At 59.7% G+C, this 26,772-nt stretch carries 35 protein-coding genes and 1 pseudogene; all 36 read left to right on the top strand.

Annotated features, from left to right (window positions below):
- Positions 1-10 precede the first annotated feature (10 nt).
- Complete coding sequence (gene rpoC / locus AB3X95_RS31360; RefSeq protein WP_368623345.1) at positions 11-4,249, top strand: DNA-directed RNA polymerase subunit beta'; 4,239 nt, start codon at positions 11-13, stop codon at positions 4,247-4,249.
- Between the two features lie 226 nt (positions 4,250-4,475).
- Entirely contained in the window at positions 4,476-6,323 is a 1,848-nt protein-coding gene (gene recQ, locus AB3X95_RS31355) for a DNA helicase RecQ (protein ID WP_176124238.1), read from the top strand.
- Positions 6,324-6,543: 220 nt separating this feature from the next.
- The gene (gene rpsL / locus AB3X95_RS31350) at positions 6,544-6,924 is read left to right on the top strand and encodes a 30S ribosomal protein S12 (RefSeq protein ID WP_006053290.1); all 381 of its coding nucleotides are present in this window, start codon (positions 6,544-6,546) and stop codon (positions 6,922-6,924) included.
- Positions 6,925-7,104: 180 nt separating this feature from the next.
- Positions 7,105-7,575 (top strand): 30S ribosomal protein S7, encoded by a 471-nt coding sequence (rpsG, locus tag AB3X95_RS31345; RefSeq protein WP_006053291.1) that lies wholly within the window; start codon positions 7,105-7,107, stop codon positions 7,573-7,575.
- A gap of 132 nt (positions 7,576-7,707) precedes the next feature.
- A complete protein-coding gene (gene fusA / locus AB3X95_RS31340; RefSeq protein ID WP_013090761.1) occupies positions 7,708-9,810 on the top strand; it encodes an elongation factor G in 2,103 nt (700 codons plus the stop codon).
- 48 nt (positions 9,811-9,858) lie between these two features.
- A complete protein-coding gene (gene tuf / locus AB3X95_RS31335; protein ID WP_013090760.1) occupies positions 9,859-11,049 on the top strand; it encodes an elongation factor Tu in 1,191 nt (396 codons plus the stop codon).
- 127 nt (positions 11,050-11,176) lie between these two features.
- Positions 11,177-11,488: a 30S ribosomal protein S10 gene (gene rpsJ, locus AB3X95_RS31330; RefSeq protein WP_006998489.1), complete on the top strand. Its 312-nt coding sequence runs from the start codon at positions 11,177-11,179 to the stop codon at positions 11,486-11,488.
- A 199-nt stretch (positions 11,489-11,687) separates the two neighbouring features.
- Positions 11,688-12,347 carry a 50S ribosomal protein L3 gene (rplC, locus tag AB3X95_RS31325; protein ID WP_176124239.1) on the top strand — a complete coding sequence of 220 codons (660 nt, stop codon included), beginning with the start codon at positions 11,688-11,690 and terminating at the stop codon, positions 12,345-12,347.
- Positions 12,347-12,967: a 50S ribosomal protein L4 gene (gene rplD, locus AB3X95_RS31320; RefSeq protein ID WP_008923346.1), complete on the top strand. Its 621-nt coding sequence runs from the start codon at positions 12,347-12,349 to the stop codon at positions 12,965-12,967. The genes rplC and rplD overlap by 1 nt, the downstream gene beginning before the upstream one ends.
- Positions 12,964-13,278 (top strand): 50S ribosomal protein L23, encoded by a 315-nt coding sequence (rplW, locus tag AB3X95_RS31315; RefSeq protein ID WP_008923345.1) that lies wholly within the window; start codon positions 12,964-12,966, stop codon positions 13,276-13,278. The genes rplD and rplW overlap by 4 nt, the downstream gene beginning before the upstream one ends.
- A 2-nt stretch (positions 13,279-13,280) precedes the next feature.
- Positions 13,281-14,108, top strand: a complete 828-nt coding sequence (gene rplB / locus AB3X95_RS31310) for a 50S ribosomal protein L2 (protein ID WP_008923344.1) — start codon at positions 13,281-13,283, stop codon at positions 14,106-14,108.
- 10 nt (positions 14,109-14,118) lie between these two features.
- Complete coding sequence (gene rpsS / locus AB3X95_RS31305; RefSeq protein ID WP_006998484.1) at positions 14,119-14,394, top strand: 30S ribosomal protein S19; 276 nt, start codon at positions 14,119-14,121, stop codon at positions 14,392-14,394.
- 12 nt (positions 14,395-14,406) lie between these two features.
- Positions 14,407-14,736 carry a 50S ribosomal protein L22 gene (gene rplV, locus AB3X95_RS31300; protein ID WP_007730533.1) on the top strand — a complete coding sequence of 110 codons (330 nt, stop codon included), beginning with the start codon at positions 14,407-14,409 and terminating at the stop codon, positions 14,734-14,736.
- Positions 14,737-14,747: 11 nt separating this feature from the next.
- Positions 14,748-15,554, top strand: a complete 807-nt coding sequence (gene rpsC / locus AB3X95_RS31295; protein WP_176110098.1) for a 30S ribosomal protein S3 — start codon at positions 14,748-14,750, stop codon at positions 15,552-15,554.
- Between the two features lie 2 nt (positions 15,555-15,556).
- Positions 15,557-15,973 (top strand): 50S ribosomal protein L16, encoded by a 417-nt coding sequence (gene rplP / locus AB3X95_RS31290; RefSeq protein ID WP_008923342.1) that lies wholly within the window; start codon positions 15,557-15,559, stop codon positions 15,971-15,973.
- Positions 15,974-15,983: 10 nt separating this feature from the next.
- Complete coding sequence (gene rpmC, locus AB3X95_RS31285; protein WP_007180130.1) at positions 15,984-16,178, top strand: 50S ribosomal protein L29; 195 nt, start codon at positions 15,984-15,986, stop codon at positions 16,176-16,178.
- Positions 16,175-16,447: a 30S ribosomal protein S17 gene (rpsQ, locus tag AB3X95_RS31280; protein WP_007180129.1), complete on the top strand. Its 273-nt coding sequence runs from the start codon at positions 16,175-16,177 to the stop codon at positions 16,445-16,447. Before rpmC ends, rpsQ begins: the two co-directional genes overlap by 4 nt.
- Before the next feature lie 290 nt (positions 16,448-16,737).
- On the top strand, positions 16,738-17,106 hold the full coding sequence (rplN, locus tag AB3X95_RS31275; RefSeq protein WP_006998478.1) for a 50S ribosomal protein L14: 369 nt from the start codon (positions 16,738-16,740) through the stop codon (positions 17,104-17,106).
- A gap of 9 nt (positions 17,107-17,115) precedes the next feature.
- Positions 17,116-17,424: a 50S ribosomal protein L24 gene (gene rplX, locus AB3X95_RS31270; RefSeq protein ID WP_008923340.1), complete on the top strand. Its 309-nt coding sequence runs from the start codon at positions 17,116-17,118 to the stop codon at positions 17,422-17,424.
- Positions 17,425-17,440: 16 nt separating this feature from the next.
- Positions 17,441-17,980, top strand: coding sequence for a 50S ribosomal protein L5 (rplE, locus tag AB3X95_RS31265; protein ID WP_176110099.1), 540 nt, complete (start codon positions 17,441-17,443; stop codon positions 17,978-17,980).
- Positions 17,981-17,987: 7 nt separating this feature from the next.
- On the top strand, positions 17,988-18,293 hold the full coding sequence (gene rpsN / locus AB3X95_RS31260; RefSeq protein ID WP_090802162.1) for a 30S ribosomal protein S14: 306 nt from the start codon (positions 17,988-17,990) through the stop codon (positions 18,291-18,293).
- Positions 18,294-18,307: 14 nt separating this feature from the next.
- A complete protein-coding gene (rpsH, locus tag AB3X95_RS31255) occupies positions 18,308-18,703 on the top strand; it encodes a 30S ribosomal protein S8 (RefSeq protein WP_006052216.1) in 396 nt (131 codons plus the stop codon).
- Positions 18,704-18,721: 18 nt separating this feature from the next.
- Complete coding sequence (gene rplF / locus AB3X95_RS31250; protein WP_176110100.1) at positions 18,722-19,252, top strand: 50S ribosomal protein L6; 531 nt, start codon at positions 18,722-18,724, stop codon at positions 19,250-19,252.
- Between the two features lie 12 nt (positions 19,253-19,264).
- The gene (rplR, locus tag AB3X95_RS31245) at positions 19,265-19,630 is read left to right on the top strand and encodes a 50S ribosomal protein L18 (protein ID WP_008923336.1); all 366 of its coding nucleotides are present in this window, start codon (positions 19,265-19,267) and stop codon (positions 19,628-19,630) included.
- Between the two features lie 14 nt (positions 19,631-19,644).
- Entirely contained in the window at positions 19,645-20,163 is a 519-nt protein-coding gene (rpsE, locus tag AB3X95_RS31240; RefSeq protein ID WP_004197945.1) for a 30S ribosomal protein S5, read from the top strand.
- Positions 20,164-20,174: 11 nt separating this feature from the next.
- Positions 20,175-20,357 carry a 50S ribosomal protein L30 gene (rpmD, locus tag AB3X95_RS31235; RefSeq protein ID WP_008923335.1) on the top strand — a complete coding sequence of 61 codons (183 nt, stop codon included), beginning with the start codon at positions 20,175-20,177 and terminating at the stop codon, positions 20,355-20,357.
- 29 nt (positions 20,358-20,386) lie between these two features.
- Complete coding sequence (gene rplO / locus AB3X95_RS31230) at positions 20,387-20,821, top strand: 50S ribosomal protein L15 (RefSeq protein WP_018420156.1); 435 nt, start codon at positions 20,387-20,389, stop codon at positions 20,819-20,821.
- Between the two features lie 46 nt (positions 20,822-20,867).
- Positions 20,868-22,214, top strand: a complete 1,347-nt coding sequence (gene secY / locus AB3X95_RS31225) for a preprotein translocase subunit SecY (RefSeq protein WP_013090753.1) — start codon at positions 20,868-20,870, stop codon at positions 22,212-22,214.
- Positions 22,215-22,222: 8 nt separating this feature from the next.
- Complete coding sequence (infA, locus tag AB3X95_RS31220; RefSeq protein ID WP_004521905.1) at positions 22,223-22,441, top strand: translation initiation factor IF-1; 219 nt, start codon at positions 22,223-22,225, stop codon at positions 22,439-22,441.
- Positions 22,442-22,461: 20 nt separating this feature from the next.
- Complete coding sequence (rpmJ, locus tag AB3X95_RS31215; RefSeq protein WP_004199844.1) at positions 22,462-22,578, top strand: 50S ribosomal protein L36; 117 nt, start codon at positions 22,462-22,464, stop codon at positions 22,576-22,578.
- Between the two features lie 41 nt (positions 22,579-22,619).
- A complete protein-coding gene (gene rpsM, locus AB3X95_RS31210) occupies positions 22,620-22,985 on the top strand; it encodes a 30S ribosomal protein S13 (RefSeq protein ID WP_008923332.1) in 366 nt (121 codons plus the stop codon).
- A 28-nt stretch (positions 22,986-23,013) separates the two neighbouring features.
- Positions 23,014-23,418: a 30S ribosomal protein S11 gene (gene rpsK, locus AB3X95_RS31205; RefSeq protein ID WP_006052224.1), complete on the top strand. Its 405-nt coding sequence runs from the start codon at positions 23,014-23,016 to the stop codon at positions 23,416-23,418.
- A gap of 147 nt (positions 23,419-23,565) precedes the next feature.
- The gene (gene rpsD, locus AB3X95_RS31200; protein WP_013090752.1) at positions 23,566-24,189 is read left to right on the top strand and encodes a 30S ribosomal protein S4; all 624 of its coding nucleotides are present in this window, start codon (positions 23,566-23,568) and stop codon (positions 24,187-24,189) included.
- Between the two features lie 124 nt (positions 24,190-24,313).
- On the top strand, positions 24,314-25,291 hold the full coding sequence (rpoA, locus tag AB3X95_RS31195; RefSeq protein ID WP_007730697.1) for a DNA-directed RNA polymerase subunit alpha: 978 nt from the start codon (positions 24,314-24,316) through the stop codon (positions 25,289-25,291).
- 190 nt (positions 25,292-25,481) lie between these two features.
- Positions 25,482-25,874 (top strand): 50S ribosomal protein L17, encoded by a 393-nt coding sequence (gene rplQ / locus AB3X95_RS31190; protein WP_013090750.1) that lies wholly within the window; start codon positions 25,482-25,484, stop codon positions 25,872-25,874.
- A 453-nt stretch (positions 25,875-26,327) separates the two neighbouring features.
- Positions 26,328-26,748: pseudogene (locus AB3X95_RS31185) on the top strand (group II intron maturase-specific domain-containing protein); the annotation flags it as partial.
- Positions 26,749-26,772 lie beyond the last annotated feature (24 nt).

Here is a 26,772-nt window from a genome sequence, read left to right as displayed (position 1 = left end):
GAGAGAAGCGATGAAAGCTTTGCTCGATCTATTCAAGCAAGTCCAACAACCTGAAGTTTTTGACGCGATCAAGATCGGTCTGGCCTCGCCGGACAAGATCCGTTCGTGGTCGTTCGGTGAAGTCAAAAAGCCGGAAACCATCAACTACCGCACGTTCAAGCCGGAGCGCGATGGTCTGTTCTGCGCGAAGATTTTCGGTCCGATCAAGGACTACGAATGCCTTTGCGGCAAGTACAAGCGCCTGAAGCACCGCGGCGTGATCTGCGAGAAGTGCGGCGTCGAAGTGACGCTCGCGAAGGTGCGTCGCGAGCGCATGGGCCATATTGAACTGGCCTCGCCGGTTGCGCACATCTGGTTTCTGAAGTCGCTGCCGTCGCGTCTGGGCATGGTGCTCGACATGACGCTGCGCGACATCGAGCGCGTGCTGTACTTCGAAGCATACGTGGTGATCGATCCGGGCATGACGCCGCTCAAAGCGCGGCAGATCATGACCGAAGAGGATTACTACAACAAGGTCGAGGAATATGGCGACGAATTTCGTGCCGAAATGGGCGCGGAAGGTATTCGCGAGCTGCTGCGCGCGATCAACATCGACGAGCAGGTCGAAATGCTGCGCACGGAGCTGCGCAACACCGGCTCGGAAGCGAAGATCAAGAAGTACGCGAAGCGCCTGAAGGTGCTCGAGGCATTCCAGCGTTCGGGCATCAAGCCGGACTGGATGGTCCTCGAAGTGCTGCCGGTGCTGCCGCCGGAACTGCGTCCGCTGGTGCCGCTCGACGGCGGCCGTTTCGCGACGTCGGACCTGAATGACCTGTATCGCCGCGTGATCAACCGTAACAACCGGTTGAAGCGTCTGCTCGAGCTGAAGGCGCCTGAGATCATCGTCCGCAACGAAAAGCGGATGCTGCAGGAAGCCGTCGACTCGCTGCTCGACAACGGCCGTCGCGGCAAAGCGATGACCGGCGCGAACAAGCGTCCGCTGAAGTCGCTCGCAGACATGATCAAGGGTAAGGGCGGTCGCTTCCGTCAAAACCTGCTCGGTAAGCGCGTCGACTACTCGGGCCGTTCGGTGATCGTGGTCGGCCCGACGCTCAAGCTGCATCAGTGCGGTCTGCCGAAGCTGATGGCGCTCGAACTGTTCAAGCCGTTCATCTTCAACAAGCTCGAAGTGATGGGTGTCGCTACCACCATCAAGGCTGCGAAGAAGGAAGTCGAGAACCAGACGCCGGTGGTGTGGGACATCCTCGAAGAGGTGATCCGCGAGCATCCGGTCATGCTGAACCGCGCGCCGACGCTGCACCGTCTCGGCATCCAGGCTTTCGAGCCGGTGCTGATCGAAGGTAAGGCAATCCAGCTGCACCCGCTCGTCTGCGCGGCGTTCAACGCCGACTTCGACGGTGACCAGATGGCCGTTCACGTGCCGCTGTCGCTCGAAGCGCAGATGGAAGCGCGCACGCTGATGCTCGCGTCGAACAACGTGCTGTTCCCGGCCAACGGCGATCCGTCGATCGTGCCGTCGCAGGACATCGTGCTCGGCCTGTACTACGCGACGCGCGAAGCGGTGAACGGCAAGGGCGAAGGCCTGACGTTCACGGGCGTGTCGGAAGTGCTGCGCGCGTACGAGAACAAGGAAGTCGAGCTTGCATCGCGCGTCAACGTGCGGATCACCGAAATGGTCCACAACGAAGACAAGTCGGAAGGCGCGCCGGCGTTCGTGCCGAAGATCACGCTGTACGCGACCACGGTTGGCCGCGCGATCCTGTCGGAAATCCTGCCGCCGGGTCTGCCGTTCTCGGTGTTGAACAAGCCGCTGAAGAAGAAGGAAATCTCGCGTCTGATCAACACCGCGTTCCGCAAGTGCGGTCTGCGTGAGACGGTGATTTTCGCCGACCAGCTGATGCAGTCGGGCTTCCGCCTGGCAACGCGCGCCGGTATTTCGATCTGCGTCGACGACATGCTCGTGCCGCCGCAGAAAGAAACCATCGTCGGCGATGCCGCGAAGAAGGTGAAGGAATACGACCGTCAGTACATGTCGGGTCTCGTCACCGCGCAGGAACGCTATAACAACGTGGTCGACATCTGGTCGGCAACGTCGGAAGCGGTCGGCAAGGCGATGATGGAGCAGCTGTCGACGGAACCGGTCACGGACCGTGACGGCAACCAGACGCGTCAGGAGTCGTTCAACTCCATCTACATGATGGCGGACTCGGGCGCTCGTGGTTCCGCGGTTCAGATCCGTCAGCTGGCCGGTATGCGCGGCCTGATGGCGAAGCCGGACGGCTCGATCATCGAGACGCCGATTACGGCGAACTTCCGCGAAGGTCTGAACGTGTTGCAGTACTTCATCTCGACCCACGGCGCACGTAAGGGTCTGGCTGATACGGCACTGAAGACCGCGAACTCGGGTTACCTGACGCGTCGTCTGGTCGACGTGACGCAGGATCTGGTCGTCGTCGAAGAAGATTGCGGCACGTCGAACGGCGTGGCGATGAAGGCGCTCGTGGAAGGCGGTGAAGTGGTCGAAGCGCTGCGTGACCGTATTCTGGGTCGCGTGGCCGTGGCTGACATCGTCGACCCGGAATCGCAGGAAACGCTGTTCGAAGCGGGCACGCTGCTCGACGAAGACGCGGTCGAAGACATCGAACGTCTCGGCATCGACGAAGTGCGCGTGCGCACGCCGCTCACCTGCGAAACCCGTTATGGTCTGTGCGCGGCCTGCTATGGTCGCGACCTCGGCCGCGGCTCGCTGGTGAACGTCGGCGAAGCGGTCGGCGTGATCGCAGCGCAGTCGATCGGTGAACCGGGCACGCAGCTCACGATGCGTACGTTCCACATCGGTGGCGCAGCGTCGCGTGCGGCGGTGGCTTCCTCGGTCGAAGCGAAGTCGAACGGTACGGTGCGTTTCACGTCCACGATGCGTTACGTTACGAATGCGAAGGGCGAGCAGATCGTCATCTCGCGTTCGGGCGAAGCGATGATCACCGACGATCACGGCCGCGAGCGCGAGCGTCACAAGGTGCCGTACGGCGCCACGCTGCTGCAGCTCGACGGCGCGCAGATCAAGGCCGGCACGCAACTGGCCACCTGGGATCCGATGACGCGCCCGATCATCACCGAGTACGGTGGTACGGTGAAGTTCGAGAACGTCGAGGAAGGCGTGACGGTCGCGAAGCAGATCGACGACGTGACGGGTCTGTCAACGCTCGTCGTGATCGACGTGAAGCGTCGTGGTTCGCAGGCGTCGAAGACGGTGCGTCCGCAGGTCAAGCTGCTCGATGCGAACGGCGAGGAAGTGAAGATCCCGAACACCGAGCACTCGGTGCAGATCGGCTTCCAGGTCGGCGCGCTGATCACCGTGAAGGACGGTCAGCAGGTGCAGGTCGGTGAAGTGCTTGCACGTATCCCGACCGAATCGCAGAAGACGCGCGACATTACCGGTGGTCTGCCGCGTGTGGCGGAACTGTTCGAAGCACGTTCGCCGAAGGATGCAGGTATCTTGGCGGAAGTCACGGGTACGACGTCGTTCGGTAAGGACACGAAGGGCAAGCAGCGTCTCGTTATCACGGACCTCGAGGGCAACCAGCACGAGTTCCTGATCGCGAAGGAAAAGCAGGTTCTGGTGCACGATGGTCAGGTCGTCAACAAGGGCGAAATGATCGTCGACGGACCGGCGGATCCGCACGACATCCTGCGTCTGCAGGGCGTCGAGGCGCTGTCGCGCTACATCGTGGACGAAGTGCAGGACGTGTACCGTCTGCAAGGCGTGAAGATCAACGACAAGCACATTGAAGTGATCGTGCGTCAGATGCTGCGCCGCGTCCAGATCACGGACAACGGCGATACGCGTTTCATCCCGGGCGAACAGGTCGAGCGGTCGGACATGCTCGACGAGAACGACCGTATGATCGCGGAAGACAAGCGTCCGGCAACGTACGAAAACGTGCTGCTCGGTATCACGAAGGCGTCGCTGTCGACCGATTCGTTCATCTCCGCGGCGTCGTTCCAGGAAACGACCCGCGTGCTGACCGAAGCGGCGATCATGGGCAAGCGCGACGACCTGCGTGGCCTGAAGGAAAACGTGATCGTCGGCCGTCTGATTCCGGCCGGTACCGGTCTCGCGTTCCACAAGGCGCGCAAGAGCAAGGAACTGGCCGACCGCGAGCGTTTCGATCAGATCGCAGCGGAAGAGTCGTTCGAATTCGGTACGCCGGAAACCCCGGCTGCCGAGCAGCAGCACTCGGGCGAGTAAGCGCTGGCGGCGCAAGCCGCCTTGCCTGACGAGCCACGAAAGCCGCTCAGTTTCGACTGAGCGGCTTTTTTTTGCTCATTTTTTGCGCGTGCATCGGTGCCAGGCGCCGGCGCATCCCTAGGCCGGATGGCCAAGGTTGTCGCAAAGCGCGGGCGCGGCGCGAATGCGTTGGTAAAATTCGTCTCACCGCCTGCGTGCCGTTCCCTTCGCCGTCTCTGTCAAATACATGTCCCGTCCGCTCGAAATCCTCAACGAAGTCTTTGGTTATCCCGCGTTCAGAGGGCAGCAGGGCGAAATTGTCGAGCACGTCGCCGATGGCGGCGATTGCCTCGTGCTGATGCCGACGGGCGGGGGCAAATCGCTGTGCTATCAGATTCCGTCGCTGGTCCGGCGCGAACGCGGCTTTGGCACAGGCATCGTGGTGTCGCCGCTGATCGCGTTGATGCAGGATCAGGTGGCCGCGTTGACCGAAGTCGGCGTGCGGGCCGCGTACCTGAACTCGACGCTGTCGAGCGCGGAGGCGATGGCCACCGAGCGGGCGCTTCGCGACGGCGACATCGACCTGCTCTACGTCGCACCGGAGCGGCTGATGACGTCGCGCTTCCAGGAACTGCTCGAGCGCACGCGCATCGGTCTTTTCGCGATCGACGAAGCGCACTGCGTGTCGCAATGGGGACACGATTTCCGGCCCGAATATATCCAGCTGTCGGTGCTGCATGAGCGCTTTCCGAATGTGCCGCGCATTGCGCTGACGGCGACCGCCGACGCGATCACGCGCGACGAAATCATCCACCGTCTCGCGCTCGAGGATGCGCGCGTGTTCGTGTCGAGTTTCGATCGGCCGAACATTCGCTATCGCATTGCCGAAAAAGACAACGCGCGTACGCAGCTGCTCGACTTCATCCGCGCCGAGCATACGAAGGCCGACGGCACGACCGACGCGGGCGTCGTCTATTGCCTGTCGCGCCGCAAGGTCGAGGAGACCGCCGAGTGGCTGAAGGAAAAGGGCATGCGCGCGCTGCCATACCACGCCGGCATGGAATTCGAAGTGCGCCAGAAGCATCAGGAAATGTTCCAGCGCGAGGAAGGCATCGTGATGTGCGCGACGATCGCGTTCGGCATGGGCATCGACAAACCCGACGTGCGGTTCGTCGCCCATCTGGACTTGCCAAAGAGCGTCGAAGGGTACTACCAGGAGACCGGCCGGGCGGGCCGCGACGGGCTGCCGTCGAATGCGTGGATGGCTTACGGGCTCGGCGACGTCGTGCAGCAGCGCAAGATGATCGACGAATCCGAAGCCGATGACGCCCACAAGCGCGTCCAGACGGGCAAGCTCGATGCGCTGCTCGGTTTGTGCGAAACGGCGACATGCCGACGGGTGCGCCTGCTCGCGTACTTCGGCGAAACGAGCCAACCGTGCGGCAACTGCGACAACTGCCTCGAGCCGCCCCCGACCTGGGATGCGACGCGCGAGGCTCAGATGGCGCTGTCGTGCGTGTTTCGCGCGCAGCGCGCGAGTGGCTTTCATTTTGGCGCCGGACACCTGATCGATATTTTGCGCGGCACCCGCAGCGAGAAAATCCTGCAGCGCGGGCACGAGAAGCTGACCACGTTTGGTATCGGCGCAGCGCTCGGTGAGCCGGAGTGGCGTGCGATCTTCCGTCAGCTAGTCGCATTCGGCTACCTGACGGTCGACCACGAGGGCTTCGGTTCGCTCGTGCTCACGGAGGCGAGCAAGCCGGTGCTAAAGGGCGAGCAGAAGGTGACGATGCGGCGCTACGTCAAGCCCACACGGACGCGTCAATCGGCCGGGCGTACGAGCGAACGCGCCGATCCGACCATCGGCATGGGCCCTCGCGAGCGCGCCCGCTGGGAGCGTCTACGCATGTGGCGCACCGAAACCGCGAAGAGCGACGGCGTGCCGGCTTATGTGATTTTCCATGACGCGACGCTTGCGGAAATCGCCCGTCTCGGCCCGGATTCGATCGAGGATCTGCGTGGGATTCCTGGCATGGGCGCCCGTAAACTTGACCGTTTCGGTTACGAATTGCTAAACGTTGTAGCGGCCGACTGACCTCATCTGGCTGTTTCGCCGGATTGACAGGGATGCGAAACATCGCAACCTGTTGACTGCCTTAGTATTTTCGGAATATTATGCTAGGTTCCGGTTCTTGGCATGCGTGCGCGCGGCTTCAGTTCGTGCGTAGGTAGGCCAACCGGAAGTTCGATGCGCAGGCGTTTCCGCTTTGCCCGGAAACAGATGCGTCGATTTTGTTCAATTTCAGGAATAAACAATGCCAACCATCAATCAACTGGTTCGCAAAGGCCGCACGTCGGAAACGACGAAGAGCAAGAGCCCGGCTTTGCAGGACTGCCCCCAGCGTCGCGGCGTGTGCACCCGTGTGTACACCACGACGCCGAAGAAGCCGAACTCGGCACTCCGTAAGGTCGCTAAAGTTCGCCTGACGAATGGCTTCGAAGTCATTTCGTATATCGGTGGTGAAGGCCACAACCTGCAGGAGCACTCGGTCGTGCTGATTCGCGGCGGCCGTGTGAAGGACTTGCCGGGTGTGCGTTACCACATGGTTCGCGGCTCGCTGGATACCCAGGGCGTCAAGGATCGTAAGCAGGCTCGCTCGAAGTACGGTGCGAAGCGTGCCAAGGCTGGCAAGTAATTAGCCCGTCAATCGTAGTTCAGGTCGCCTGCAAAGGCGGTAATAGCGATGGTGCCGGAATCGCCGGTGCTATCGAGTAAGTGGTCACCCGACCAGGCTGGTTAGTCTTACGGATGAATCGGGTTAGTTGGTGGCCGCGGGGCTGCAATCAGCTCCAACTGAAAAGGTAAAGGAAGAAACATGCCGCGTCGTCGCGAAGTCCCCAAGCGGGAAGTGTTGCCGGATCCGAAGTTCGGCAACGTTGATGTAGCAAAATTCATGAACGTCCTGATGCTCTCCGGCAAGAAGTCGGTTGCCGAGCGTATCGTGTACGGCGCTTTCGAACAGATCCAGACCAAGGGTGGCAAGGACCCGCTGGAAGTGTTCACGGTGGCGCTCAACAACGTCAAGCCGGTGGTCGAAGTGAAGAGCCGCCGCGTTGGTGGTGCGAACTATCAGGTTCCGGTCGAAGTGCGCCCGTCGCGTCGTATGGCATTGGCGATGCGTTGGCTGCGTGAAGCCGCGAAGAAGCGCAGCGAGAAGTCGATGGCCCTGCGCCTGGCAGGTGAACTCTCCGAAGCGGCCGAAGGCCGTGGCGGCGCGATGAAGAAGCGCGACGAAGTTCACCGGATGGCAGAAGCCAACAAGGCGTTCTCGCACTTCCGTTTCTAAGCTTTCCCGACCCCGGGTTTAGCGGAAAACGGAAAGAAATTCCGGGCGGGTGCGCTTCAAGGGCGCCTCGCCCGTTTGTGTTACAGCGCGATGGGTATCTCTCGCATCGCGCCATCCCAATAGAGGATCAAAGTGGCTCGCAAGACTCCTATCGAGCGCTACCGTAACATCGGTATTAGCGCTCACATCGACGCCGGCAAAACGACGACGACCGAGCGCATTCTGTTCTACACGGGCGTGAACCACAAGATTGGTGAAGTTCACGACGGCGCTGCCACCATGGACTGGATGGAGCAGGAACAGGAACGCGGCATCACGATTACTTCCGCTGCTACCACGGCATTCTGGAAGGGCATGGCGGGCGACCGCGCCGAGCACCGCATCAACATCATCGACACCCCGGGTCACGTCGACTTCACGATCGAAGTCGAGCGCTCGATGCGCGTGCTCGATGGCGCGTGCATGGTGTACTGCGCTGTGGGCGGTGTGCAGCCCCAGTCGGAAACCGTGTGGCGTCAAGCTAACAAGTACAAGGTTCCCCGTCTCGCGTTCATCAACAAGATGGACCGTACCGGCGCGAATTTCTTCAAGGTCTACGACCAGCTGAAGCTGCGTCTTAAGGCGAACCCGGTTCCGGTCGTCGTGCCTATTGGCGCGGAAGAGAACTTCACGGGCGTCGTCGATCTGATGAAGATGAAGGCGATCATTTGGGACGACGCGTCCCAAGGTACCAAGTTCTCGTACGAAGACATCCCGGCAGAACTCGTCGACACGTGCAACGAATGGCGTGAAAAGATGGTCGAAGCCGCGGCTGAAGCGAACGAAGACATGATGAACAAGTACCTCGAGTCGGGCGAGCTGACCGAAGAGGAAATCATCAAGGGTCTGCGCGACCGTACGATCGCTTGCGAAATCCAGCCGATGCTGTGCGGCACCGCGTTCAAGAACAAGGGTGTGCAGCGCATGCTGGACGCCGTGCTCGACTTCCTGCCGTCGCCGATCGACATTCCGCCGGTTACTGGCGAACTGGAAAACGGTGAAAAGGCGGAGCGCCGCGCGGCCGACGACGAAAAGTTCTCGGCACTGGCATTCAAGATCATGACCGACCCGTTCGTCGGCCAGCTGATCTTCTTCCGTGTGTACTCGGGCGTCGTCAATTCGGGCGACACGGTGCTGAACGCGACCAAAGACAAGAAGGAACGTCTGGGTCGTATTCTGCAGATGCACGCGAACCAGCGCGAAGAAATCAAGGAAGTGCGCGCAGGCGACATCGCTGCCGCGGTCGGCCTGAAAGAGGCGACCACGGGCGACACGCTGTGCGATCCGCAGAACCCGATCGTGCTCGAACGCATGATTTTCCCGGAGCCGGTGATTTCGCAGGCTGTCGAGCCGAAGACCAAGGCTGACCAGGAAAAGATGGGTCTGGCACTGAACCGCCTGGCCCAGGAAGATCCGTCGTTCCGCGTTCAGACGGACGAAGAATCGGGTCAAACGATCATTTCGGGTATGGGCGAACTGCACCTCGAAATTCTGGTCGACCGGATGAAGCGTGAATTCGGCGTGGAAGCGACCGTCGGCAAGCCGCAGGTGGCTTACCGCGAAACGATCCGCAGCACGGCGGCTGACGTTGACGGCAAGTTCGTCAAGCAGTCGGGCGGCCGCGGTCAGTACGGTCACGCAGTCATCACGCTCGAGCCGAACGAACAAGGCAAGGGTTACGAGTTCCTCGACGAGATCAAGGGCGGCGTGATTCCGCGTGAATACATTCCGGCAGTCGACAAGGGTATCCAGGAAACGCTGAAGGCTGGTGTGCTGGCAGGCTTCCCGGTCGTTGACGTGAAGGTTCACCTGACGTTCGGTTCGTACCACGACGTTGACTCGAACGAAAATGCGTTCCGCATGGCCGGTTCGATGGCGTTCAAGGAAGCAATGCGTAAGGCAAGCCCGGTCATCCTCGAACCGATGATGGCTGTGGAAGTCGAAACGCCGGAAGATTACATGGGCAACGTGATGGGCGACCTGTCGGGCCGTCGCGGTATCGTCCAGGGCATGGAAGACATGGTTGGTGGCGGCAAGATCGTTCGCGCCGAAGTACCGCTGTCGGAAATGTTCGGCTACTCGACGTCGCTGCGTTCGCTGACGCAGGGTCGTGCAACGTACACGATGGAGTTCAAGCACTACGCTGAAGCTCCGCGCAACGTGTCGGAAGCGATCATCAACGCGAAGTCGAAGTAATCGCGCGGCAAAGTCATTCAACGATTAACTTACTGAAAGAAGAGAAACATGGCTAAAGGTAAATTCGAACGGACCAAGCCGCACGTGAACGTGGGCACGATCGGTCACGTTGACCACGGCAAGACCACGCTGACGGCAGCGATCACGACGGTTCTGACGCAGAAGTTTGGCGGCGAAGCGAAGGCGTACGACCAGATCGACGCGGCGCCGGAAGAAAAGGCGCGCGGCATTACCATCAACACCGCGCACGTCGAGTACGAAACGGCTAATCGCCACTACGCACACGTTGACTGCCCGGGCCATGCTGACTACGTGAAGAACATGATCACGGGTGCGGCGCAGATGGACGGCGCGATCCTGGTGTGCTCGGCTGCTGACGGCCCGATGCCGCAAACGCGTGAGCACATTTTGCTGGCGCGTCAGGTTGGCGTTCCGTACATCATCGTGTTCCTGAACAAGTGCGACATGGTGGACGACGCTGAGCTGCTGGAGCTCGTCGAGATGGAAGTTCGCGAACTTCTGTCGAAATACGACTTCCCGGGCGACGACACGCCGATCATCAAGGGTTCGGCCAAGCTGGCGCTGGAAGGCGACAAGGGCGAGCTGGGTGAAGTGGCGATCATGAACCTGGCCGACGCGCTGGACACGTACATCCCGACGCCGGAACGCGCGGTTGACGGTTCGTTCCTGATGCCGGTGGAAGACGTGTTCTCGATCTCGGGTCGTGGCACGGTGGTGACGGGCCGCGTCGAGCGTGGTGTGATCAAGGTCGGCGAGGAAATCGAGATCGTCGGTATCCGTGCAACGGCCAAGACGACCTGCACGGGCGTGGAGATGTTCCGCAAGCTGCTCGATCAGGGTCAGGCCGGCGACAACGTTGGTATCCTGCTGCGCGGCACGAAGCGTGAAGACGTGGAGCGTGGTCAGGTTCTGGCCAAGCCGGGTTCGATCAACCCGCACACGCACTTCACGGCTGAAGTGTACGTGCTGAGCAAGGACGAGGGCGGCCGTCACACGCCGTTCTTCAACAACTACCGTCCGCAGTTCTACTTCCGTACGACGGACGTGACGGGCTCGATCGAGCTGCCGAAGGACAAGGAAATGGTGATGCCGGGCGACAACGTGTCGATCACGGTGAAGCTGATCAACCCGATCGCGATGGAAGAGGGCCTCCGCTTCGCAATCCGCGAAGGTGGCCGTACGGTCGGTGCTGGTGTCGTCGCCAAGATCATCGAGTAAAGTCGACGATTGCTGTAACAGTATGTAGCGCCCGGGCTCGGGCGCTTGCTCTCCGCGAGCGCCCGAGCCTACGTTCTTTTTCTACTCGGCGGTGCAACATCGCCTCGCTCTTTCCAAGGAATTTGTCATGCAGAACCAGAAAATCCGCATCCGCCTGAAGGCTTTCGACTATCGCCTGATCGATCAATCGGCAGCTGAAATCGTCGACACGGCGAAGCGGACTGGCGCAATCGTTCGTGGCCCCGTGCCCCTGCCGACCCGCATTCAACGCTTCGACATTTTGCGTTCGCCGCACGTCAACAAGACGTCGCGCGATCAGCTCGAAATCCGCACGCACCAGCGTCTGATGGACATCGTCGACCCGACGGACAAGACCGTTGATGCGCTCATGAAGCTCGATTTGCCGGCTGGCGTCGACGTTGAAATCAAGCTGCAATAAGGCTTCAGCCCTTGTCCGGCGATCCGGGCAGCGCTAAGTCTTTGATTGCTTGCGGAAAACGAAAAGGCTCGCTATACTAGTGAGCTTTTCGCGCATTTGCGTAAAAAGTCGGTGTGCTGCAGCATGGTCTCATGCCCGAAACGGCGCCGACATTTTGTAAATTAGCCCCGACCAATCGCAGTCGGGAATGGAGAAAACGATGAGCCTTGGACTCGTAGGTCGCAAGGTTGGCATGACCCGTATCTTCACGGCTGAGGGGGATTCGATTCCCGTCACCGTGCTGGACGTGTCCGACAACCGCGTGACGCAGATCAAGACTGTTGAAACCGACGGCTACACGGCCGTGCAGGTTGCCTTCGGTACGCGCCGCGCATCGCGCGTGACGAAGCCGTTGGCAGGTCATCTCGCCAAAGCCGGCGTTCAAGCCGGTGAAATCCTCAAAGAATTTCAGATCGACCCCGCTAAGGCCGCCGAGTTGTCGAACGGCACCGTGGTTGGTCCCGAGCTGTTCGAAGTGGGCCAGAAGGTCGACGTGCAAGGCGTGTCGATCGGTAAGGGCTACGCCGGTACCATCAAGCGTTATAACTTCTCGTCGGGCCGTGCCTCGCACGGTAACTCGCGCTCGCACAACGTGCCGGGCTCGATCGGTATGGCGCAGGATCCGGGTCGTGTTTTCCCGGGTAAGCGCATGACTGGTCACATGGGTGACGAGAAGGTAACGGTGCAAAACCTCGAAATCGCTCGTATCGACGCTGACCGCAAGCTGCTGCTGGTCAAGGGCGCCGTTCCGGGTGCGAAGGGTGGCAAGGTATTCGTTACGCCGGCCGTGAAGACGCGTGCCGTGAAAGGAGCGAAATAATGGAACTTAAGCTCCTGAATGCCAATGGTCAGGAAGGTGCGGGCGTTAGCGCGTCGGACGTCGTGTTCGGCCGCGACTATAACGAAGCGCTGATTCACCAGGTGGTGGTTGCGTACCAGGCGAACGCCCGTAGCGGCAATCGCGCGCAGAAGGATCGTGAGCAGGTCAAGCACACGACCAAGAAGCCGTGGCGCCAGAAGGGTACAGGCCGCGCCCGCGCCGGTATGTCCTCGAGCCCGCTGTGGCGCGGCGGTGGCCGCATCTTCCCGAATTCGCCGGAAGAAAACTTTTCGCACAAGGTCAACAAGAAGATGCATCGCGCAGGTCTCTGCTCGATCTTTTCGCAGCTGGCCCGCGAAGGCCGCATCTCGGTGGTCGACGAGCTGACGCTCGAGGCGCCGAAGACGAAGCTGCTGGCCGAAAAATTCAAGGCGATGGGTCTCGACTCCGTGCTGGTGATTACCGACACGGTTGACGAAAACCTGTACCTCGCGTCGCGCAATCTCGCCCACGTGGCGGTTGTCGAGCCGCGTTACGCCGACCCGCTGTCGCTGATCTACTTCAAGAAGGTCCTGATCACGAAGGCTGCGGTCGCCCAGATCGAGGAGTTGCTGTCATGAGCGAGATTCGCAAGAACGATCATCGTTTGATGCAGGTCCTGCTCGCGCCGGTGGTCTCCGAAAAGGCGACGCTGGTTGCCGACAAGAACGAGCAGGTTGTGTTCGAAGTCGCGCCGGATGCTACGAAGCAGGAAGTGAAAGCTGCAGTCGAGCTGCTGTTCAAGGTGGAAGTCGACTCCGTCAACGTGCTGGTCGCGAAGGGCAAAGCCAAGCGCTTTGGCCGCTTCATGGGCAAGCGCAAAGACGTGAAGAAGGCGTACGTCTGCCTGAAGCCCGGCCAGGAAATCAACTTTGAAGCGGAGGCCAAGTAATCATGGCAATCGTGAAAGTTAAGCCGACTTCGCCGGGCCGCCGCGCGATGGTCAAGGTGGTCAACAAAGAACTGCACAAGGGCAAGCCGTTTGCGGCGCTGCTCGACACACAGTCGTCGACCGCCGGCCGTAACAACAACGGTCACATCACTACGCGTCACAAGGGCGGTGGTCACAAGCATCACTACCGTGTCGTCGACTTCCGTCGCACGAAGGATGGTATTCCGGCAAAGGTCGAACGTCTTGAGTACGACCCGAACCGTAGCGCGAACATCGCGCTGGTTCTGTACGCAGACGGCGAGCGCCGCTACATCATCGCTCCGAAGGGTGTCACCGTCGGTCAGCAACTGATGTCGGGTTCGGAAGCGCCGATCCGCGCAGGTAACACGTTGCCGATCCGCAACATTCCGGTCGGTACGACGATTCACTGCATCGAAATGCTGCCGGGCAAGGGCGCGCAAATGGCGCGTTCGGCTGGCACGTCGGCGATGCTGCTTGCTCGCGAAGGCGTCTACGCGCAGGTTCGCCTGCGTTCGGGCGAAATCCGCCGCGTGCACGTTGAATGTCGCGCGACAATCGGAGAAGTGGGCAACGAAGAGCACAGCCTCCGTCAAATCGGTAAGGCGGGCGCGAACCGCTGGCGCGGCATCCGCCCGACGGTGCGTGGCGTTGCAATGAACCCGGTCGACCACCCGCACGGTGGTGGCGAAGGCAAGACTGCGGCAGGCCGCGATCCGGTGAGCCCGTGGGGCACGCCGACGAAGGGCTATCGTACCCGCAGCAACAAGCGCACGACGAGCATGATCGTCCAGCGCCGTCACAAGCGTTAAGGAGTAGGCAATGGCACGTTCTATTAAGAAAGGTCCGTTCTGCGACGCCCATTTGCTGAAGAAGGTTGAGGCGGCTGCAGCATCGCGTGACAAGAAACCGATCAAGACCTGGTCGCGTCGCTCGACGATCCTGCCGGACTTCATCGGTCTGACGATCGCCGTTCATAACGGCCGTCAACACGTTCCGGTGTATGTCACGGAAAACATGGTCGGCCACAAGCTTGGCGAGTTCGCACTGACCCGTACGTTCAAGGGTCACGCGGCCGACAAGAAGGCCAAGAAATAAGGGGCAATCAAGATGGAAGTGAAAGCAATTCATCGCGGTGCCCGCATCTCGGCGCAGAAAACGCGCCTTGTGGCTGACCAGATCCGCGGTTTGCCGGTCGACAAGGCGCTGAACGTCCTGACGTTCTCGCCGAAGAAGGCTGCGGGAATCGTGAAGAAGGTCGTGCTGTCGGCGATCGCGAATGCGGAGCACAACGAAGGTGCCGATATCGACGAGCTCAAGATCACGAGCATCTACGTCGACAAGGCAGCGTCGCTGAAGCGTTTCACCGCGCGCGCTAAAGGCCGCGGTAACCGCATCGAGAAGCAATCCTGTCACATCACTGTGACGGTCGGGAATTAAGGGGTCATACGATGGGACAGAAAATTCATCCGACTGGCTTCCGTTTGGCCGTCAGCCGCAATTGGGCTTCGCGTTGGTACGCGAACAACAACAATTTCGCGGCGATGTTGCAGGAAGACATCGGTGTTCGTGAATACCTGAAGAAGAAGCTGAAGAACGCGTCCGTCGGCCGCGTCGTGATCGAGCGTCCTGCAAAGAACGCGCGCATTACGATTTTCAGCTCGCGTCCGGGTGTCGTGATCGGCAAGAAGGGTGAAGACATCGAACTGCTGAAGTCCGAGCTGCAAAAGCGCATGGGCGTTCCGGTTCACGTCAACATCGAAGAAATCCGCAAGCCGGAAACCGACGCGCAACTGATCGCTGATTCGATCACGCAGCAGCTCGAGCGCCGGATCATGTTCCGTCGCGCGATGAAGCGTGCGATGCAGAACGCGATGCGTCTGGGTGCTCAAGGCATCAAGATCATGAGCGCAGGCCGTCTGAACGGTATCGAAATCGCTCGCACGGAATGGTACCGCGAAGGTCGCGTGCCGCTTCACACGCTGCGTGCAGATATCGACTACGCAACGTCGGAAGCAAAGACGACGTACGGCATCATCGGCGTGAAGGTGTGGGTCTATAAGGGCGATACGCTCGGCCGCAATGACGCACCGGTGGTCGAAGAAGTCGCCGAAGAAAAGCGTCCGCGCCGCAACGCACGTCCGGGTGGCGATCGCCGTCCGCGTCGTGATGGTGAAGGTGGTGGCCCGGCAGGTGCACGCCGTGGCGCTCCTCGTCGTGCTGGCGGTACCGGCGGCGACGGGAAGACTGGAGAATAACGATGCTGCAACCGAAACGCAGAAAGTATCGCAAAGAGCAGAAAGGTCGTAACACCGGCGTTGCTACCCGCGGCAACGCGGTGTCGTTCGGTGAGTTCGGCCTGAAGGCTGTCGGTCGTGGCCGTCTGACCGCGCGCCAGATTGAAGCGGCGCGTCGTGCAATGACGCGTCACATCAAGCGCGGTGGCCGCATCTGGATCCGGATCTTCCCGGACAAGCCGATCTCGACCAAGCCGGCGGAAGTTCGTATGGGTAACGGTAAAGGTAACCCAGAGTACTACGTCGCTGAGATTCAACCGGGCAAGATGCTGTACGAAATGGACGGCGTAACCGAAGAACTGGCGCGCGAAGCGTTCCGTCTGGCCGCAGCGAAGCTGCCGCTGAAGACGACGTTTATCGTGCGTCAGCTCGGCGCCTAAGGAGCAAATGATGAAGGCTTCCGAACTTCACCAGAAAGATCAGGCCGCGCTCAACAAGGAGCTGTCGGACCTGTTGAAGGCGCAATTCGGCCTGCGCATGCAACTCGCGACCCAGCAGCTCACGAACACGAGCCAGCTGAAGAAGGTTCGTCGCGACATCGCACGTGTGCGGACCGTCCTGACTGAGAAGGCGAACCAGAAATGAACGATAGCGTAAAAACCTCGCTCAAGCGGACGCTGGTCGGCAAGGTCGTCAGCAACAAGATGGACAAGACGGTTACCGTGCTGGTCGAGCACCGCGTGAAGCACCCGATCTACGGCAAGTACGTCGTGCGTTCGAAGAAGTACCACGCGCATGACGACGCGAACACGTACAACGAGGGCGACCTCGTTGAGATCCAGGAAACTCGTCCGATTTCGAAGACGAAGGCTTGGGTTGTGGCTCGCCTGGTCGAGGCTGCTCGCGTCATCTGATGTCGAAAAGCAGTAGAAGTAGTTGAAATCGCAGTAAGTTTCGCTTGCAAGACCGGGATTATTTGATATAATCTCGGTCTTCCCTCTTTATGGGAGCCCCGTCGCGGGCGAAGTTGGTGGGGGAAGCGGTCCGGGCGCCAGCCTGTGCCGAAGGATTCACCGGATTGCGATGGCGGGTTTCGTTTGCCGTCGCTGCTGTTCTAACCCAAGCAGCCGATCGGCTGACGGGACCAAGACTGACCGGGGAGCACCATGGTGGTGTGACCGGATTAAGTTGGGAAAGATAAACCATGATCCAGACCGAAACTCGGCTTGAAGTGGCCGACAACACGGGTGCACGTGAAGTCATGTGCATCAAGGTGCTCGGCGGCTCGAAGCGTCGTTATGCCAGCATTGGCGACATCATCAAGGTGACCGTCAAAGAGGCAACGCCGCGCGGGCGCGTGAAGAAAGGCGAAATCTACAACGCCGTGGTGGTTCGCACCGCCAAGGGCGTGCGCCGTCAGGACGGCTCGCTGATCAAGTTCGACGGCAACGCAGCTGTGTTGCTCAACACCAAGCTCGAACCGATCGGCACCCGTATTTTCGGGCCAGTCACGCGCGAGTTGCGTAGCGAACGATTCATGAAGATCGTTTCGCTGGCGCCTGAAGTGCTGTAAGGAGTCGCGATGAACAAGATTCGCAAGGGTGACGAAGTTATCGTCATCACCGGCAAAGATAAGGGCAAGCGTGGCGTTGTGCTGGCCGTTCACGGGGAGACCGTGACCGTCGAGGGCATCAATCTCGTCAAGAAGCACGTCAAGCCGAACCCGATGAAGGGTACGACGGGCGGCGTGGAAGCCAAGACGATGCCGCTGCAAATTTCGAACGTCGCATTGGTCGACGCGAATGGCAAGCCATCGCGTGTAGGCATCAAGGTCGAAGGAGACAAGAAGGTCCGTTTCCTGAAGACGACCGGTGCCGTGCTGAGCGCCTGACGCTGCGGAGTAAAAAATGGCTCGTTTGCAAGAGTTTTACAAAGAAAAGGTTGTACCCGGCCTCATCGAGAAGTTCGGTTACAAGTCCGTGATGGAAGTGCCGCGCATCACCAAGATCACCCTGAATATGGGTCTTGGCGAAGCCGTCGCTGACAAGAAGATCATCGAAAACGCGGTTGGCGATCTGACGAAGATCGCAGGTCAGAAGCCGGTGATCACGAAGGCGCGCAAGGCAATTGCTGGCTTCAAGATCCGTCAGGGCTATCCGATCGGCGCCATGGTCACGCTGCGTGGCCAGGCAATGTACGAATTCCTCGACCGTTTCGTGACGGTTGCGCTCCCCCGTGTGCGCGACTTCCGTGGCGTGTCGGGTAAGGCGTTTGATGGTCGCGGCAACTACAACATCGGTGTGAAAGAGCAGATCATTTTCCCCGAAATCGATTACGACAAGATCGACGCACTGCGTGGGCTGAACATCAGCATCACGACGACTGCGAAGACTGACGACGAAGCAAAGGCTCTGCTCGCCGGCTTCAAGTTCCCGTTCAGAAACTGAGGTTACCGTGGCTAAACTGGCACTGATCGAACGTGAAAAGAAGCGTGCTCGCCTCGCCGCCAAGTACGCTCCCAAGCGTGCTGCACTGAAGGCAATCATTGGCGACACGAGCAAGTCGGAAGAAGAGCATTACGCAGCACGTCTGGAACTGCAGCAACTGCCGCGCAACTCTAACCCGACCCGTAAGCGCAACCGTTGCGCAATTACCGGTCGTCCGCGCGGGACGTTCCGTAAATTCGGCCTGGCGCGTAACAAGATTCGTGAAATCGCGTTCCGCGGCGAGATCCCTGGCCTGACCAAGGCGAGCTGGTAATAGGAGAAACATAAATGAGCATGAGTGATCCTATCGCCGATATGCTGACTCGCATCCGCAATGCGCAGATGGTCGAGAAGGTTTCGGTGACTATGCCCTCGTCGAAAGTCAAGGTTGCGATTGCGCAGGTCCTGAAGGACGAAGGTTATATCGACGATTTCGCAGTGAAGTCCGAAGGTGCGAAGTCGGAATTGAACATCGTGTTGAAGTATTACGCTGGCCGCCCGGTCATCGAGCGCATCGAACGCGTCTCGAAGCCTGGTCTGCGTGTGTACCGCGGCCGTAACGACATCCCCGTGGTCATGAATGGCCTCGGCGTGGCAATCGTGTCGACGCCCAAGGGCGTGATGACGGACCGCAAGGCACGTGCAACGGGCGTTGGCGGCGAAGTCATCTGCTACGTCGCTTAAGGCCGAAAGGAGAGAAACATGTCTCGAGTAGGTAAGAGCCCGATCGCGCTGCAAGGCGCGGAAGTGGCCCTGAGCGCCGACAGCATTACTGTCAAGGGTCCGCTGGGTACGATTTCGCAGGCTGCCAACAGTCTCGTGAAGGTGGTTAACGACAACGGCACGCTGAAGTTCGAGCCGGTCGACGGAAGCCGCGAAGCGAATGCGATGTCGGGCACCATGCGCGCACTGGTTGCGAATATGGTGTACGGCGTGACGAAGGGTTTCGAGCGCAAGCTGACGCTGGTTGGCGTCGGTTATCGCGCACAGGCGCAAGGCGACAAGCTGAACTTGTCGTTGGGTTTCTCGCACCCGGTGGTGCACCAGATGCCGGCTGGCGTCAAGGCAGAAACCCCGTCGCAAACCGAAATCGTGATCAAGGGGATCAACAAGCAACAAGTCGGTCAAGTCGCTGCAGAAGTGCGCGGCTACCGTCCGCCGGAGCCCTATAAGGGCAAGGGCGTGCGTTACGCCGATGAGGTTGTGATCCTCAAAGAAACGAAGAAGAAGTAAGGGTGCGCAATCATGGATAAGACTCAATCTCGCCTGCGCCGCGCTCGTCAGACGCGTATCAAGATCGCTGAGCTGCAGGTCGCGCGTCTCGCCGTGCATCGCACGAACACGCACATCTATGCGCAAGTGTTCTCGCCGTGCGGCACCAAGGTGCTCGCCAGCGCGTCGACGCTCGAAGCCGAAGTGCGTGCGCAACTGGCCGATCAATCGGGCAAGGGCGGCAACGTTGCTGCTGCAACCCTGATCGGCAAGCGCATTGCAGAAAAGGCTAAGGCTGCCGGCATCGAATCCGTCGCCTTCGACCGTTCGGGTTTCCGTTACCACGGCCGCGTGAAAGCGTTGGCTGATGCGGCGCGCGAAGCCGGACTCAAGTTCTAAGGGAAGAATTCGTCATGGCAAAGATGCAAGCTAAAGTTCAGGCTGACGAACGCGACGACGGCCTCCGTGAAAAGATGATCTCGGTCAACCGCGTGACCAAGGTCGTGAAGGGTGGCCGTATTCTCGGCTTCGCTGCACTGACCGTGGTTGGCGACGGTGATGGCCGCGTCGGTATGGGCAAGGGCAAGGCGAAGGAAGTGCCGGTCGCTGTCCAGAAGGCGATGGAACAGGCTCGCCGCAACATGTTCAAGGTGCCGCTGAAGAACGGTACCCTGCAACACGAAGTGCATGGTAAGCACGGCGCATCAACGGTTCTCCTCGCTCCGGCGAAGGACGGTACCGGCGTGATCGCTGGCGGTCCGATGCGCGCAGTGTTCGACGTGATGGGCGTGCAGAACGTCGTGGCCAAGAGCCACGGTTCGACGAACCCGTATAACCTCGTTCGTGCGACGCTCGACGGCCTGCGCAAGCAGTCCACGCCGGCCGACATCGCTGCGAAGCGCGGCAAGTCCGTCGAAGAAATTCTGGGCTAAAGGTGGACACCATGTCTGATAAAACTGTCAAGGTCCAGCTCGTCAAGAGCCTGATCGGCACCCGTGAATCGCACCGCGCAACGGTGCGTGGCTTGGGCCTGCGCCGACTCAACTCGGTTAGCGAGTTGCAGGATACGCCGGCTGTGCGCGGCATGATCAACAAGGTTTCGTACCTCGTTAAGGTCATCAGCTAAGCGGCTGACCAGGACTCAAGGAGTTGATAATGGAATTGAATAACCTGAAGCCGGCTGAAGGCGCGAAGCACGCAAAGCGTCGCGTTGGTCGCGGCATCGGCTCCGGCCTCGGCAAGACCGCTGGCCGTGGTCACAAGGGTCAGAAGTCGCGTTCGGGCGGCTTTCACAAGGTTGGCTTCGAAGGCGGTCAAATGCCGCTGCAACGTCGCCTGCCGAAGCGTGGCTTCACCTCGCTGACGAAGGAATTCGTCGGTGAAGTGCGTCTCTCGGATCTGGAGAAGCTGCCGGTTGACGAAATCGATCTGCTGGCTCTCAAACAAGCCGGCCTAGTCGGCGAGCTGATCCGTAGCGCCAAGATCATCGCGACCGGCGAGCTCAAGCGCAAGGTCGTTGTGAAGGGTCTGGGTGCGACGAAGAGCGCACGTGCTGCTATCGAAGCAGCCGGTGGCTCGTTTGCCGAGTAACGCGCAAGTTATTTGCCGTCACTAGCATTTGCATCGGAGAAGGTACTTGGCTAACAGCCCGAGTCTCGCAAAACCCGGTCGCAGCGCGGCGAAGTTTGGCGATCTGCGTCGGCGAGCAGTATTCCTGCTGCTGGCGCTGGTCGTCTACCGCATCGGCGCGCATATTCCGGTGCCGGGTATCGACCCGGACCAACTGGCGAAGTTGTTCCAAAGCCAGTCGGGCGGCATCCTTGGCATGTTTAACATGTTCTCGGGTGGCGCACTTTCGCGGTTCACCATTTTCGCGTTGGGGATCATGCCGTACATTTCGGCGTCGATCATCATGCAGTTGCTGGCGATTGTCTCGCCGCAACTCGAAGCGCTGAAAAAGGAAGGGCAGGCAGGTCAGCGGAAGATTACGCAGTACACGCGGATCTTTACGGTCGTGCTGGCGACATTTCAGGCGTTCGGCATTGCCGTGGCGCTGGAAAATCAGCCTGGCCTCGTGATTGATCCGGGGATGGTTTTCCGGTTGACGACGGTCGTGACGCTTGTGACCGGCACGATGTTCCTGATGTGGCTGGGGGAGCAAATCACGGAGCGCGGGCTCGGCAATGGTATCTCGATCATCATTTTCGGCGGTATTGCGGCGGGCTTCCCGAACGCAATTGGTGGTCTCTTTGAACTGGTGCGAACCGGCTCGATGAGTATCATCTCGGCGATTATCGTCGTCGCGCTGATTGCTGCTGTGACGTATCTGGTGGTGTTCATCGAACGCGGCCAGCGCAAGATTCTTGTGAATTACGCAAAGCGGCAGGTAGGCAACAAGATTTACGGCGGGCAGTCTTCGCATTTGCCGCTGAAGCTGAACATGTCGGGCGTGATTCCGCCGATCTTCGCATCGTCGATCATTCTCTTCCCGGCAACTATCCTGAACTGGTTCAGTTCGGGTTCGCGTACCAGCTGGTTCGCAGACACGTTGCACAATGTGGCCGAAGCCCTGAAGCCCGGTCAACCCGTGTACGTGTTGCTGTACGCGTTGGCGATCGTTTTCTTCTGCTTCTTCTACACCGCACTGGTGTTCAACAGCAGGGAAACGGCCGACAACCTGAAAAAGAGTGGCGCTTTCGTCCCTGGCATCCGCCCGGGCGATCAGACGGCGCGATATATCGACCGCATCCTTACGCGTCTGACGCTGGCCGGTGCGATCTACATCGTGTTCGTTTGCCTGCTGCCCGAATTTCTGGTGCTGCGCTGGAACGTGCCGTTTTATTTTGGTGGAACGTCGCTGCTGATCATTGTCGTCGTCACAATGGATTTCATGGCGCAGGTGCAGTCGTACGTTATGTCGCAACAGTATGAATCGCTGCTGAAGAAAGCTAATTTCAAAGGCGGCGGCGTCCCGATGCGTTGAAAGGACTTATGGCCAAAGACGATGTGATCCAGATGCAGGGCGAAGTAATTGAAAACCTGCCTAACGCTACCTTCAGGGTGAAGCTGGAAAACGGCCATGTCGTGTTGGGACACATATCCGGCAAGATGCGGATGCACTACATCCGAATTCTGCCGGGCGACAAGGTGACGGTTGAATTGACGCCTTACGATCTGTCGCGTGCGCGGATCGTGTTCCGGGCGAAGTGATTTGAAAAAAGGGTAATATCATGAAAGTGATGGCATCGGTTAAGCGCATTTGCCGCAATTGCAAGATCATCAAGCGCAAAGGCGTTGTGCGCGTGATTTGCAGCTCTGATCCGCGCCACAAACAGCGTCAAGGCTGAACGCCGCGCTTTTGCTTGCGCTTTTTGTTTGAGGAAAAACAATGGCTCGTATCGCAGGGGTTAACATCCCGAATCACCAGCATACTGAAATCGGCCTGACGGCTATTTACGGTATCGGTCGCACGCGCTCGCGCGACATTTGCGTCGCTGCTGGTGTGGCATTTTCGAAGAAGGTCAAAGACCTGACTGACGCAGACCTCGAAAAGCTGCGTGAAGAAGTCGGCAAGTTCATCGTTGAAGGCGATTTGCGCCGTGAAACGACGATGAACATTAAGCGCCTGATGGATCTCGGCTGCTATCGTGGCGTGCGGCATCGTAAGGGTCTGCCCCTGCGCGGCCAGCGTACGCGTACGAATGCCCGTACGCGCAAGGGTCCGCGTCGTGCAGCGCAATCGCTGAAGAAGTAAGCGGAACTGACAGTTACAGGAAAACGTAATGGCTAAGGCTTCGAACAACTCCGCGGCGCAACGCGTTCGCAAGAAGGTCAAGAAGAACGTCGCCGAGGGCGTGGTTCACGTTCACGCGTCGTTCAACAACACCATCATCACGATCACCGACCGTCAAGGCAACGCGCTTGCTTGGGCAACGTCGGGTGGTCAGGGCTTCAAGGGTTCGCGTAAGTCGACCCCGTTTGCAGCTCAGGTCGCAGCTGAATCGGCTGGCCGAGTGGCGATGGAATACGGCGTGAAGAACCTCGAAGTGCGGATCAAGGGCCCCGGTCCTGGCCGCGAATCGGCGGTGCGCGCGTTGCATGGTCTTGGCATCAAGATTACCGCGATCTCCGACGTGACGCCGGTCCCGCATAACGGCTGCCGTCCGCCGAAGCGTCGTCGTATCTAAGACGCTGGTTTTGCGAGCGCCTGTTGCCGCCTTGCGCGGTGGCGGGCTGCGCGCGTTATTGAATAGACTAAGCCCACCGTTCGACCCAAAGGGTTCGGACTAGCGCGAGTGGAAGCATTCGCGTGATTAATCACAGAAGGAATCAACGTGGCACGTTATATCGGCCCCAAGGCCAAGCTGTCCCGCCGTGAAGGCACTGACCTCTTCCTGAAGAGCGCGCGCCGCTCGCTCGCTGACAAGTGCAAGCTGGACAGCAAGCCCGGCCAGCACGGCCGTACTTCGGGCGCGCGTACGTCCGACTATGGCACGCAATTGCGCGAGAAGCAAAAAGTAAAGCGTATCTACGGTGTCCTCGAGCGCCAGTTCCGTCGCTACTTCGCTGAAGCAGACCGCCTGAAGGGCAACACGGGTGAAAACCTGCTGCAACTGCTCGAATCGCGTCTGGACAACGTCGTGTATCGGATGGGCTTCGGCTCGACGCGTGCCGAAGCACGTCAGCTGGTTGGCCACAAGGCGATCACGGTGAACGGCGTCGTGACGAACATCCCGTCGATGCAAGTGAAGGCTGGCGACGTCGTTGCCGTGCGCGAACAGAAGCGCAAGCAGGCTCGCATCATCGAGGCGTTGTCGCTCGCTGAACAAGGCGGCATGCCGAGCTGGGTCGCGGTCGACGCGAAGAAGTTCGAAGGTACCTTCAAGCAGAAGCCGGAACGCAGCGACATCGCTGGCGACATCAACGAAAGCCTGATCGTCGAATTGTATTCGCGGTAATCGGATTGACGGCCGGGGCGCCCTGATTGCGTTGCGCAAGGGGGCGTCTCGGCTGTTTATTTTCAGGTTGTTACCGGTCAGCCTTATCGGTGTAACGAGCCGAGGGTATTGAAAAGGAAAACCTATGCAAACCAGTTTGTTGAAGCCCAAGATCATTGCAGTTGAATCGCTTGGCGAGAGCCACGCGAAAGTGGTCATGGAACCGTTTGAACGCGGTTATGGCCACACCTTGGGTAACGCGCTTCGGCGCGTGCTGTTGTCGTCGATGGTCGGCTATGCCCCGACCGAGGTGACGATTGCAGGCGTTGTGCATGAGTATTCGACGCTCGACGGTGTGCAAGAGGATGTGGTCAACCTGTTGTTGAACCTGAAGGGCGTCGTCTTCAAGCTGCATAACCGTGACGAAGTGACGGTTACGCTGCGCAAGGAAGGCGAAGGCGTGGTCACAGCGGGCGATATCGAACTCGCACATGACTGCGAAGTCATCAATCCGGATCACGTGATTGCGCATCTGTCGAAGGGTGGCAAGCTCGACGTGCAGATCAAGGTGGAAAAGGGCCGCGGCTATGTGCCGGGCAATGTGCGTCGTTACGGTGAAGAGTCGGCCAAGATCATCGGCCGAATCGTGCTGGACGCGTCGTTTTCGCCGGTTCGTCGCGTGAGCTACGCGGTCGAAAGCGCCCGCGTCGAGCAGCGCACCGACCTCGACAAGCTCGTGATGAACATCGAAACCAACGGTGTGATTTCGCCGGAAGAAGCGATCCGCCAATCGGCGCGCATTCTGGTCGATCAGCTGTCGGTGTTCGCGGCGCTGGAAGGTACCGAAGCAGCGGCGGAAGCGCCGTCGCGCGCACCGCAGATCGATCCGATCCTGCTGCGCCCGGTCGACGATCTCGAACTGACGGTTCGTTCCGCGAACTGCCTGAAGGCCGAAAACATCTACTACATCGGCGACCTGATCCAACGTACCGAGAACGAACTGCTCAAGACTCCGAATCTCGGTCGCAAGTCGCTGAACGAGATCAAGGAAGTTCTGGCATCGCGCGGTCTGACGCTCGGCATGAAGCTCGAGAACTGGCCGCCGGCTGGTCTCGACAAGTAAGCGGACAACTCGGTCGGGGATAACCCGCGATTGCACCGTTGCACTAGACTGGCAAGGACGCGGATTTTCCTTTAAAATCCGCGTCTTGTCTTTTTTAACTACCGGCCCGTGCGCTCACTGTTTGCTGCCGACGCTGCAGAACGAGTGCGATAGAAGAGCTGGACCAAAACTTTGAACTGAAGGAATTAACATGCGTCACCGTCATGGTCTGCGGAAACTGAACCGCACGAGCAGCCACCGTCTGGCAATGCTCCGTAACATGTCCAACTCGCTGATCGAGCACGAAGTCATCAAGACCACGCTGCCGAAGGCGAAGGAACTCCGTAAAGTCGTCGAGCCGCTGATCACGCTCGGCAAGAAGCCGTCGCTGGCAAACCGTCGTCTGGCGTTCAACCGCCTGCGCGACCGTGACTCGGTCACGAAGCTGTTCGACGTGCTCGGCCCGCGCTACGCAAACCGTCCTGGCGGCTACCTGCGCGTGCTGAAGTTCGGCTTCCGCGTTGGCGATAACGCGCCGATGGCACTGGTCGAACTCCTCGACCGTCCGGAAGTTGAAGAAACGGAAGTGCAAGAAGCTGAGTAAGCTTTTTGGTTTGAACGAAAAGCCAGGCGCATCGCCTGGCTTTTTTGTTTGTGCGCGCAACATGGGCGCACTCCTGCGGGTGTAAGTCCCGCCATAAGCTGGTCATAGCGAATGAAGTGAAGCGCAACTGCATGAAGGCGACCGGGTGTGGGGAGAAAGCGTGGAGCGTAAATCCCGAGCCGATGAACAAGAACCGGATAGAAGGCGCTGTCGAGCAGGGCGAGTGGGCAAGCAACCACAAAGCTCTCGTGACCAAGGCGAAGCGGCGTAGATACGGCGGTTGTGCGATGAAGGAGTGTGTTCTTACCTGGGGAGATCTCGCCTCATGCCTGAAAGGGCTACGGCGTCGAGCCGGAGCGAGAAGTCAGCAGAGGCCGAAGTAGTCACAGGACAGGTCGATGAGACCGAAGCTGGTGACGAAGGGCCGAACGGGAAGGAGTGTCCAGCGACATGTCGATGTTCGGTCGCAAGTTCCTGGGCTACAGCCTGTGGGTAGCGTCCGGCGGTGTCATCAAGCGCAAGGTGGCGACCAAACCGCTGCTGGCGTTCAAACGCCGCATTCGTGAACTGACCGGCCGTAACGGCGGGCGCAGCATGAAGGACGTGGTGGAACGGTTACGGCCCTATGTGCTGGGCTGGAAGGCGTACGCCGGTTGGCGCAAACGCCACGAGTCTGGCGGACGCTGGACGAGTGGATGCGTCACCGGTTGCGTGTCATCCAGCTTAAGCGATGCATGCGCTGGGGGCATCGCCCGCTGTGGCGCACCAGATGGCGGCGAGCAGTCGCCGCTGCTGGCGTGACAGCGACAAGCTCCTGAATAGCGTGCTGACTCTCGGATACTTCGATCGGCTGGGTGCACCCCGGCTCTCATAACCTCAACTTCCCGAACCGCCCGGT

The organism is Paraburkholderia sp. BR13444, assembly GCF_040948755.1.
GTDB lineage: Bacteria > Pseudomonadota > Gammaproteobacteria > Burkholderiales > Burkholderiaceae > Paraburkholderia > Paraburkholderia youngii.
Note: the sequence above shows the minus strand (reverse complement) of the source record. Positions and strands in the feature narration are given on the sequence as shown.

Coding starts and splice junctions, on each gene's coding strand:
- rplC (WP_176124239.1), top strand. CDS start 11,688: ATGAGCCTTGGACTCGTAGGTCGCAAGGTTGGCATGACCCGTATCTTC.
- rpmC (WP_007180130.1), top strand. CDS start 15,984: ATGAAGGCTTCCGAACTTCACCAGAAAGATCAGGCCGCGCTCAACAAG.
- rpoC (WP_368623345.1), top strand. CDS start 11: ATGAAAGCTTTGCTCGATCTATTCAAGCAAGTCCAACAACCTGAAGTT.
- rplP (WP_008923342.1), top strand. CDS start 15,557: ATGCTGCAACCGAAACGCAGAAAGTATCGCAAAGAGCAGAAAGGTCGT.
- tuf (WP_013090760.1), top strand. CDS start 9,859: ATGGCTAAAGGTAAATTCGAACGGACCAAGCCGCACGTGAACGTGGGC.
- rpsK (WP_006052224.1), top strand. CDS start 23,014: ATGGCTAAGGCTTCGAACAACTCCGCGGCGCAACGCGTTCGCAAGAAG.
- rplQ (WP_013090750.1), top strand. CDS start 25,482: ATGCGTCACCGTCATGGTCTGCGGAAACTGAACCGCACGAGCAGCCAC.
- rpsL (WP_006053290.1), top strand. CDS start 6,544: ATGCCAACCATCAATCAACTGGTTCGCAAAGGCCGCACGTCGGAAACG.
- rplO (WP_018420156.1), top strand. CDS start 20,387: ATGGAATTGAATAACCTGAAGCCGGCTGAAGGCGCGAAGCACGCAAAG.
- rpsH (WP_006052216.1), top strand. CDS start 18,308: ATGAGCATGAGTGATCCTATCGCCGATATGCTGACTCGCATCCGCAAT.
- rpsM (WP_008923332.1), top strand. CDS start 22,620: ATGGCTCGTATCGCAGGGGTTAACATCCCGAATCACCAGCATACTGAA.
- rplX (WP_008923340.1), top strand. CDS start 17,116: ATGAACAAGATTCGCAAGGGTGACGAAGTTATCGTCATCACCGGCAAA.
- rplR (WP_008923336.1), top strand. CDS start 19,265: ATGGATAAGACTCAATCTCGCCTGCGCCGCGCTCGTCAGACGCGTATC.
- rplN (WP_006998478.1), top strand. CDS start 16,738: ATGATCCAGACCGAAACTCGGCTTGAAGTGGCCGACAACACGGGTGCA.
- rpsJ (WP_006998489.1), top strand. CDS start 11,177: ATGCAGAACCAGAAAATCCGCATCCGCCTGAAGGCTTTCGACTATCGC.
- rpmD (WP_008923335.1), top strand. CDS start 20,175: ATGTCTGATAAAACTGTCAAGGTCCAGCTCGTCAAGAGCCTGATCGGC.
- rpsC (WP_176110098.1), top strand. CDS start 14,748: ATGGGACAGAAAATTCATCCGACTGGCTTCCGTTTGGCCGTCAGCCGC.
- rpsQ (WP_007180129.1), top strand. CDS start 16,175: ATGAACGATAGCGTAAAAACCTCGCTCAAGCGGACGCTGGTCGGCAAG.
- rpoA (WP_007730697.1), top strand. CDS start 24,314: ATGCAAACCAGTTTGTTGAAGCCCAAGATCATTGCAGTTGAATCGCTT.
- rpsG (WP_006053291.1), top strand. CDS start 7,105: ATGCCGCGTCGTCGCGAAGTCCCCAAGCGGGAAGTGTTGCCGGATCCG.
- rpsE (WP_004197945.1), top strand. CDS start 19,645: ATGGCAAAGATGCAAGCTAAAGTTCAGGCTGACGAACGCGACGACGGC.
- rplV (WP_007730533.1), top strand. CDS start 14,407: ATGGAAGTGAAAGCAATTCATCGCGGTGCCCGCATCTCGGCGCAGAAA.
- recQ (WP_176124238.1), top strand. CDS start 4,476: ATGTCCCGTCCGCTCGAAATCCTCAACGAAGTCTTTGGTTATCCCGCG.
- rplF (WP_176110100.1), top strand. CDS start 18,722: ATGTCTCGAGTAGGTAAGAGCCCGATCGCGCTGCAAGGCGCGGAAGTG.
- rpmJ (WP_004199844.1), top strand. CDS start 22,462: ATGAAAGTGATGGCATCGGTTAAGCGCATTTGCCGCAATTGCAAGATC.
- rpsS (WP_006998484.1), top strand. CDS start 14,119: ATGGCACGTTCTATTAAGAAAGGTCCGTTCTGCGACGCCCATTTGCTG.
- infA (WP_004521905.1), top strand. CDS start 22,223: ATGGCCAAAGACGATGTGATCCAGATGCAGGGCGAAGTAATTGAAAAC.
- rplB (WP_008923344.1), top strand. CDS start 13,281: ATGGCAATCGTGAAAGTTAAGCCGACTTCGCCGGGCCGCCGCGCGATG.
- rplD (WP_008923346.1), top strand. CDS start 12,347: ATGGAACTTAAGCTCCTGAATGCCAATGGTCAGGAAGGTGCGGGCGTT.
- rplW (WP_008923345.1), top strand. CDS start 12,964: ATGAGCGAGATTCGCAAGAACGATCATCGTTTGATGCAGGTCCTGCTC.
- rplE (WP_176110099.1), top strand. CDS start 17,441: ATGGCTCGTTTGCAAGAGTTTTACAAAGAAAAGGTTGTACCCGGCCTC.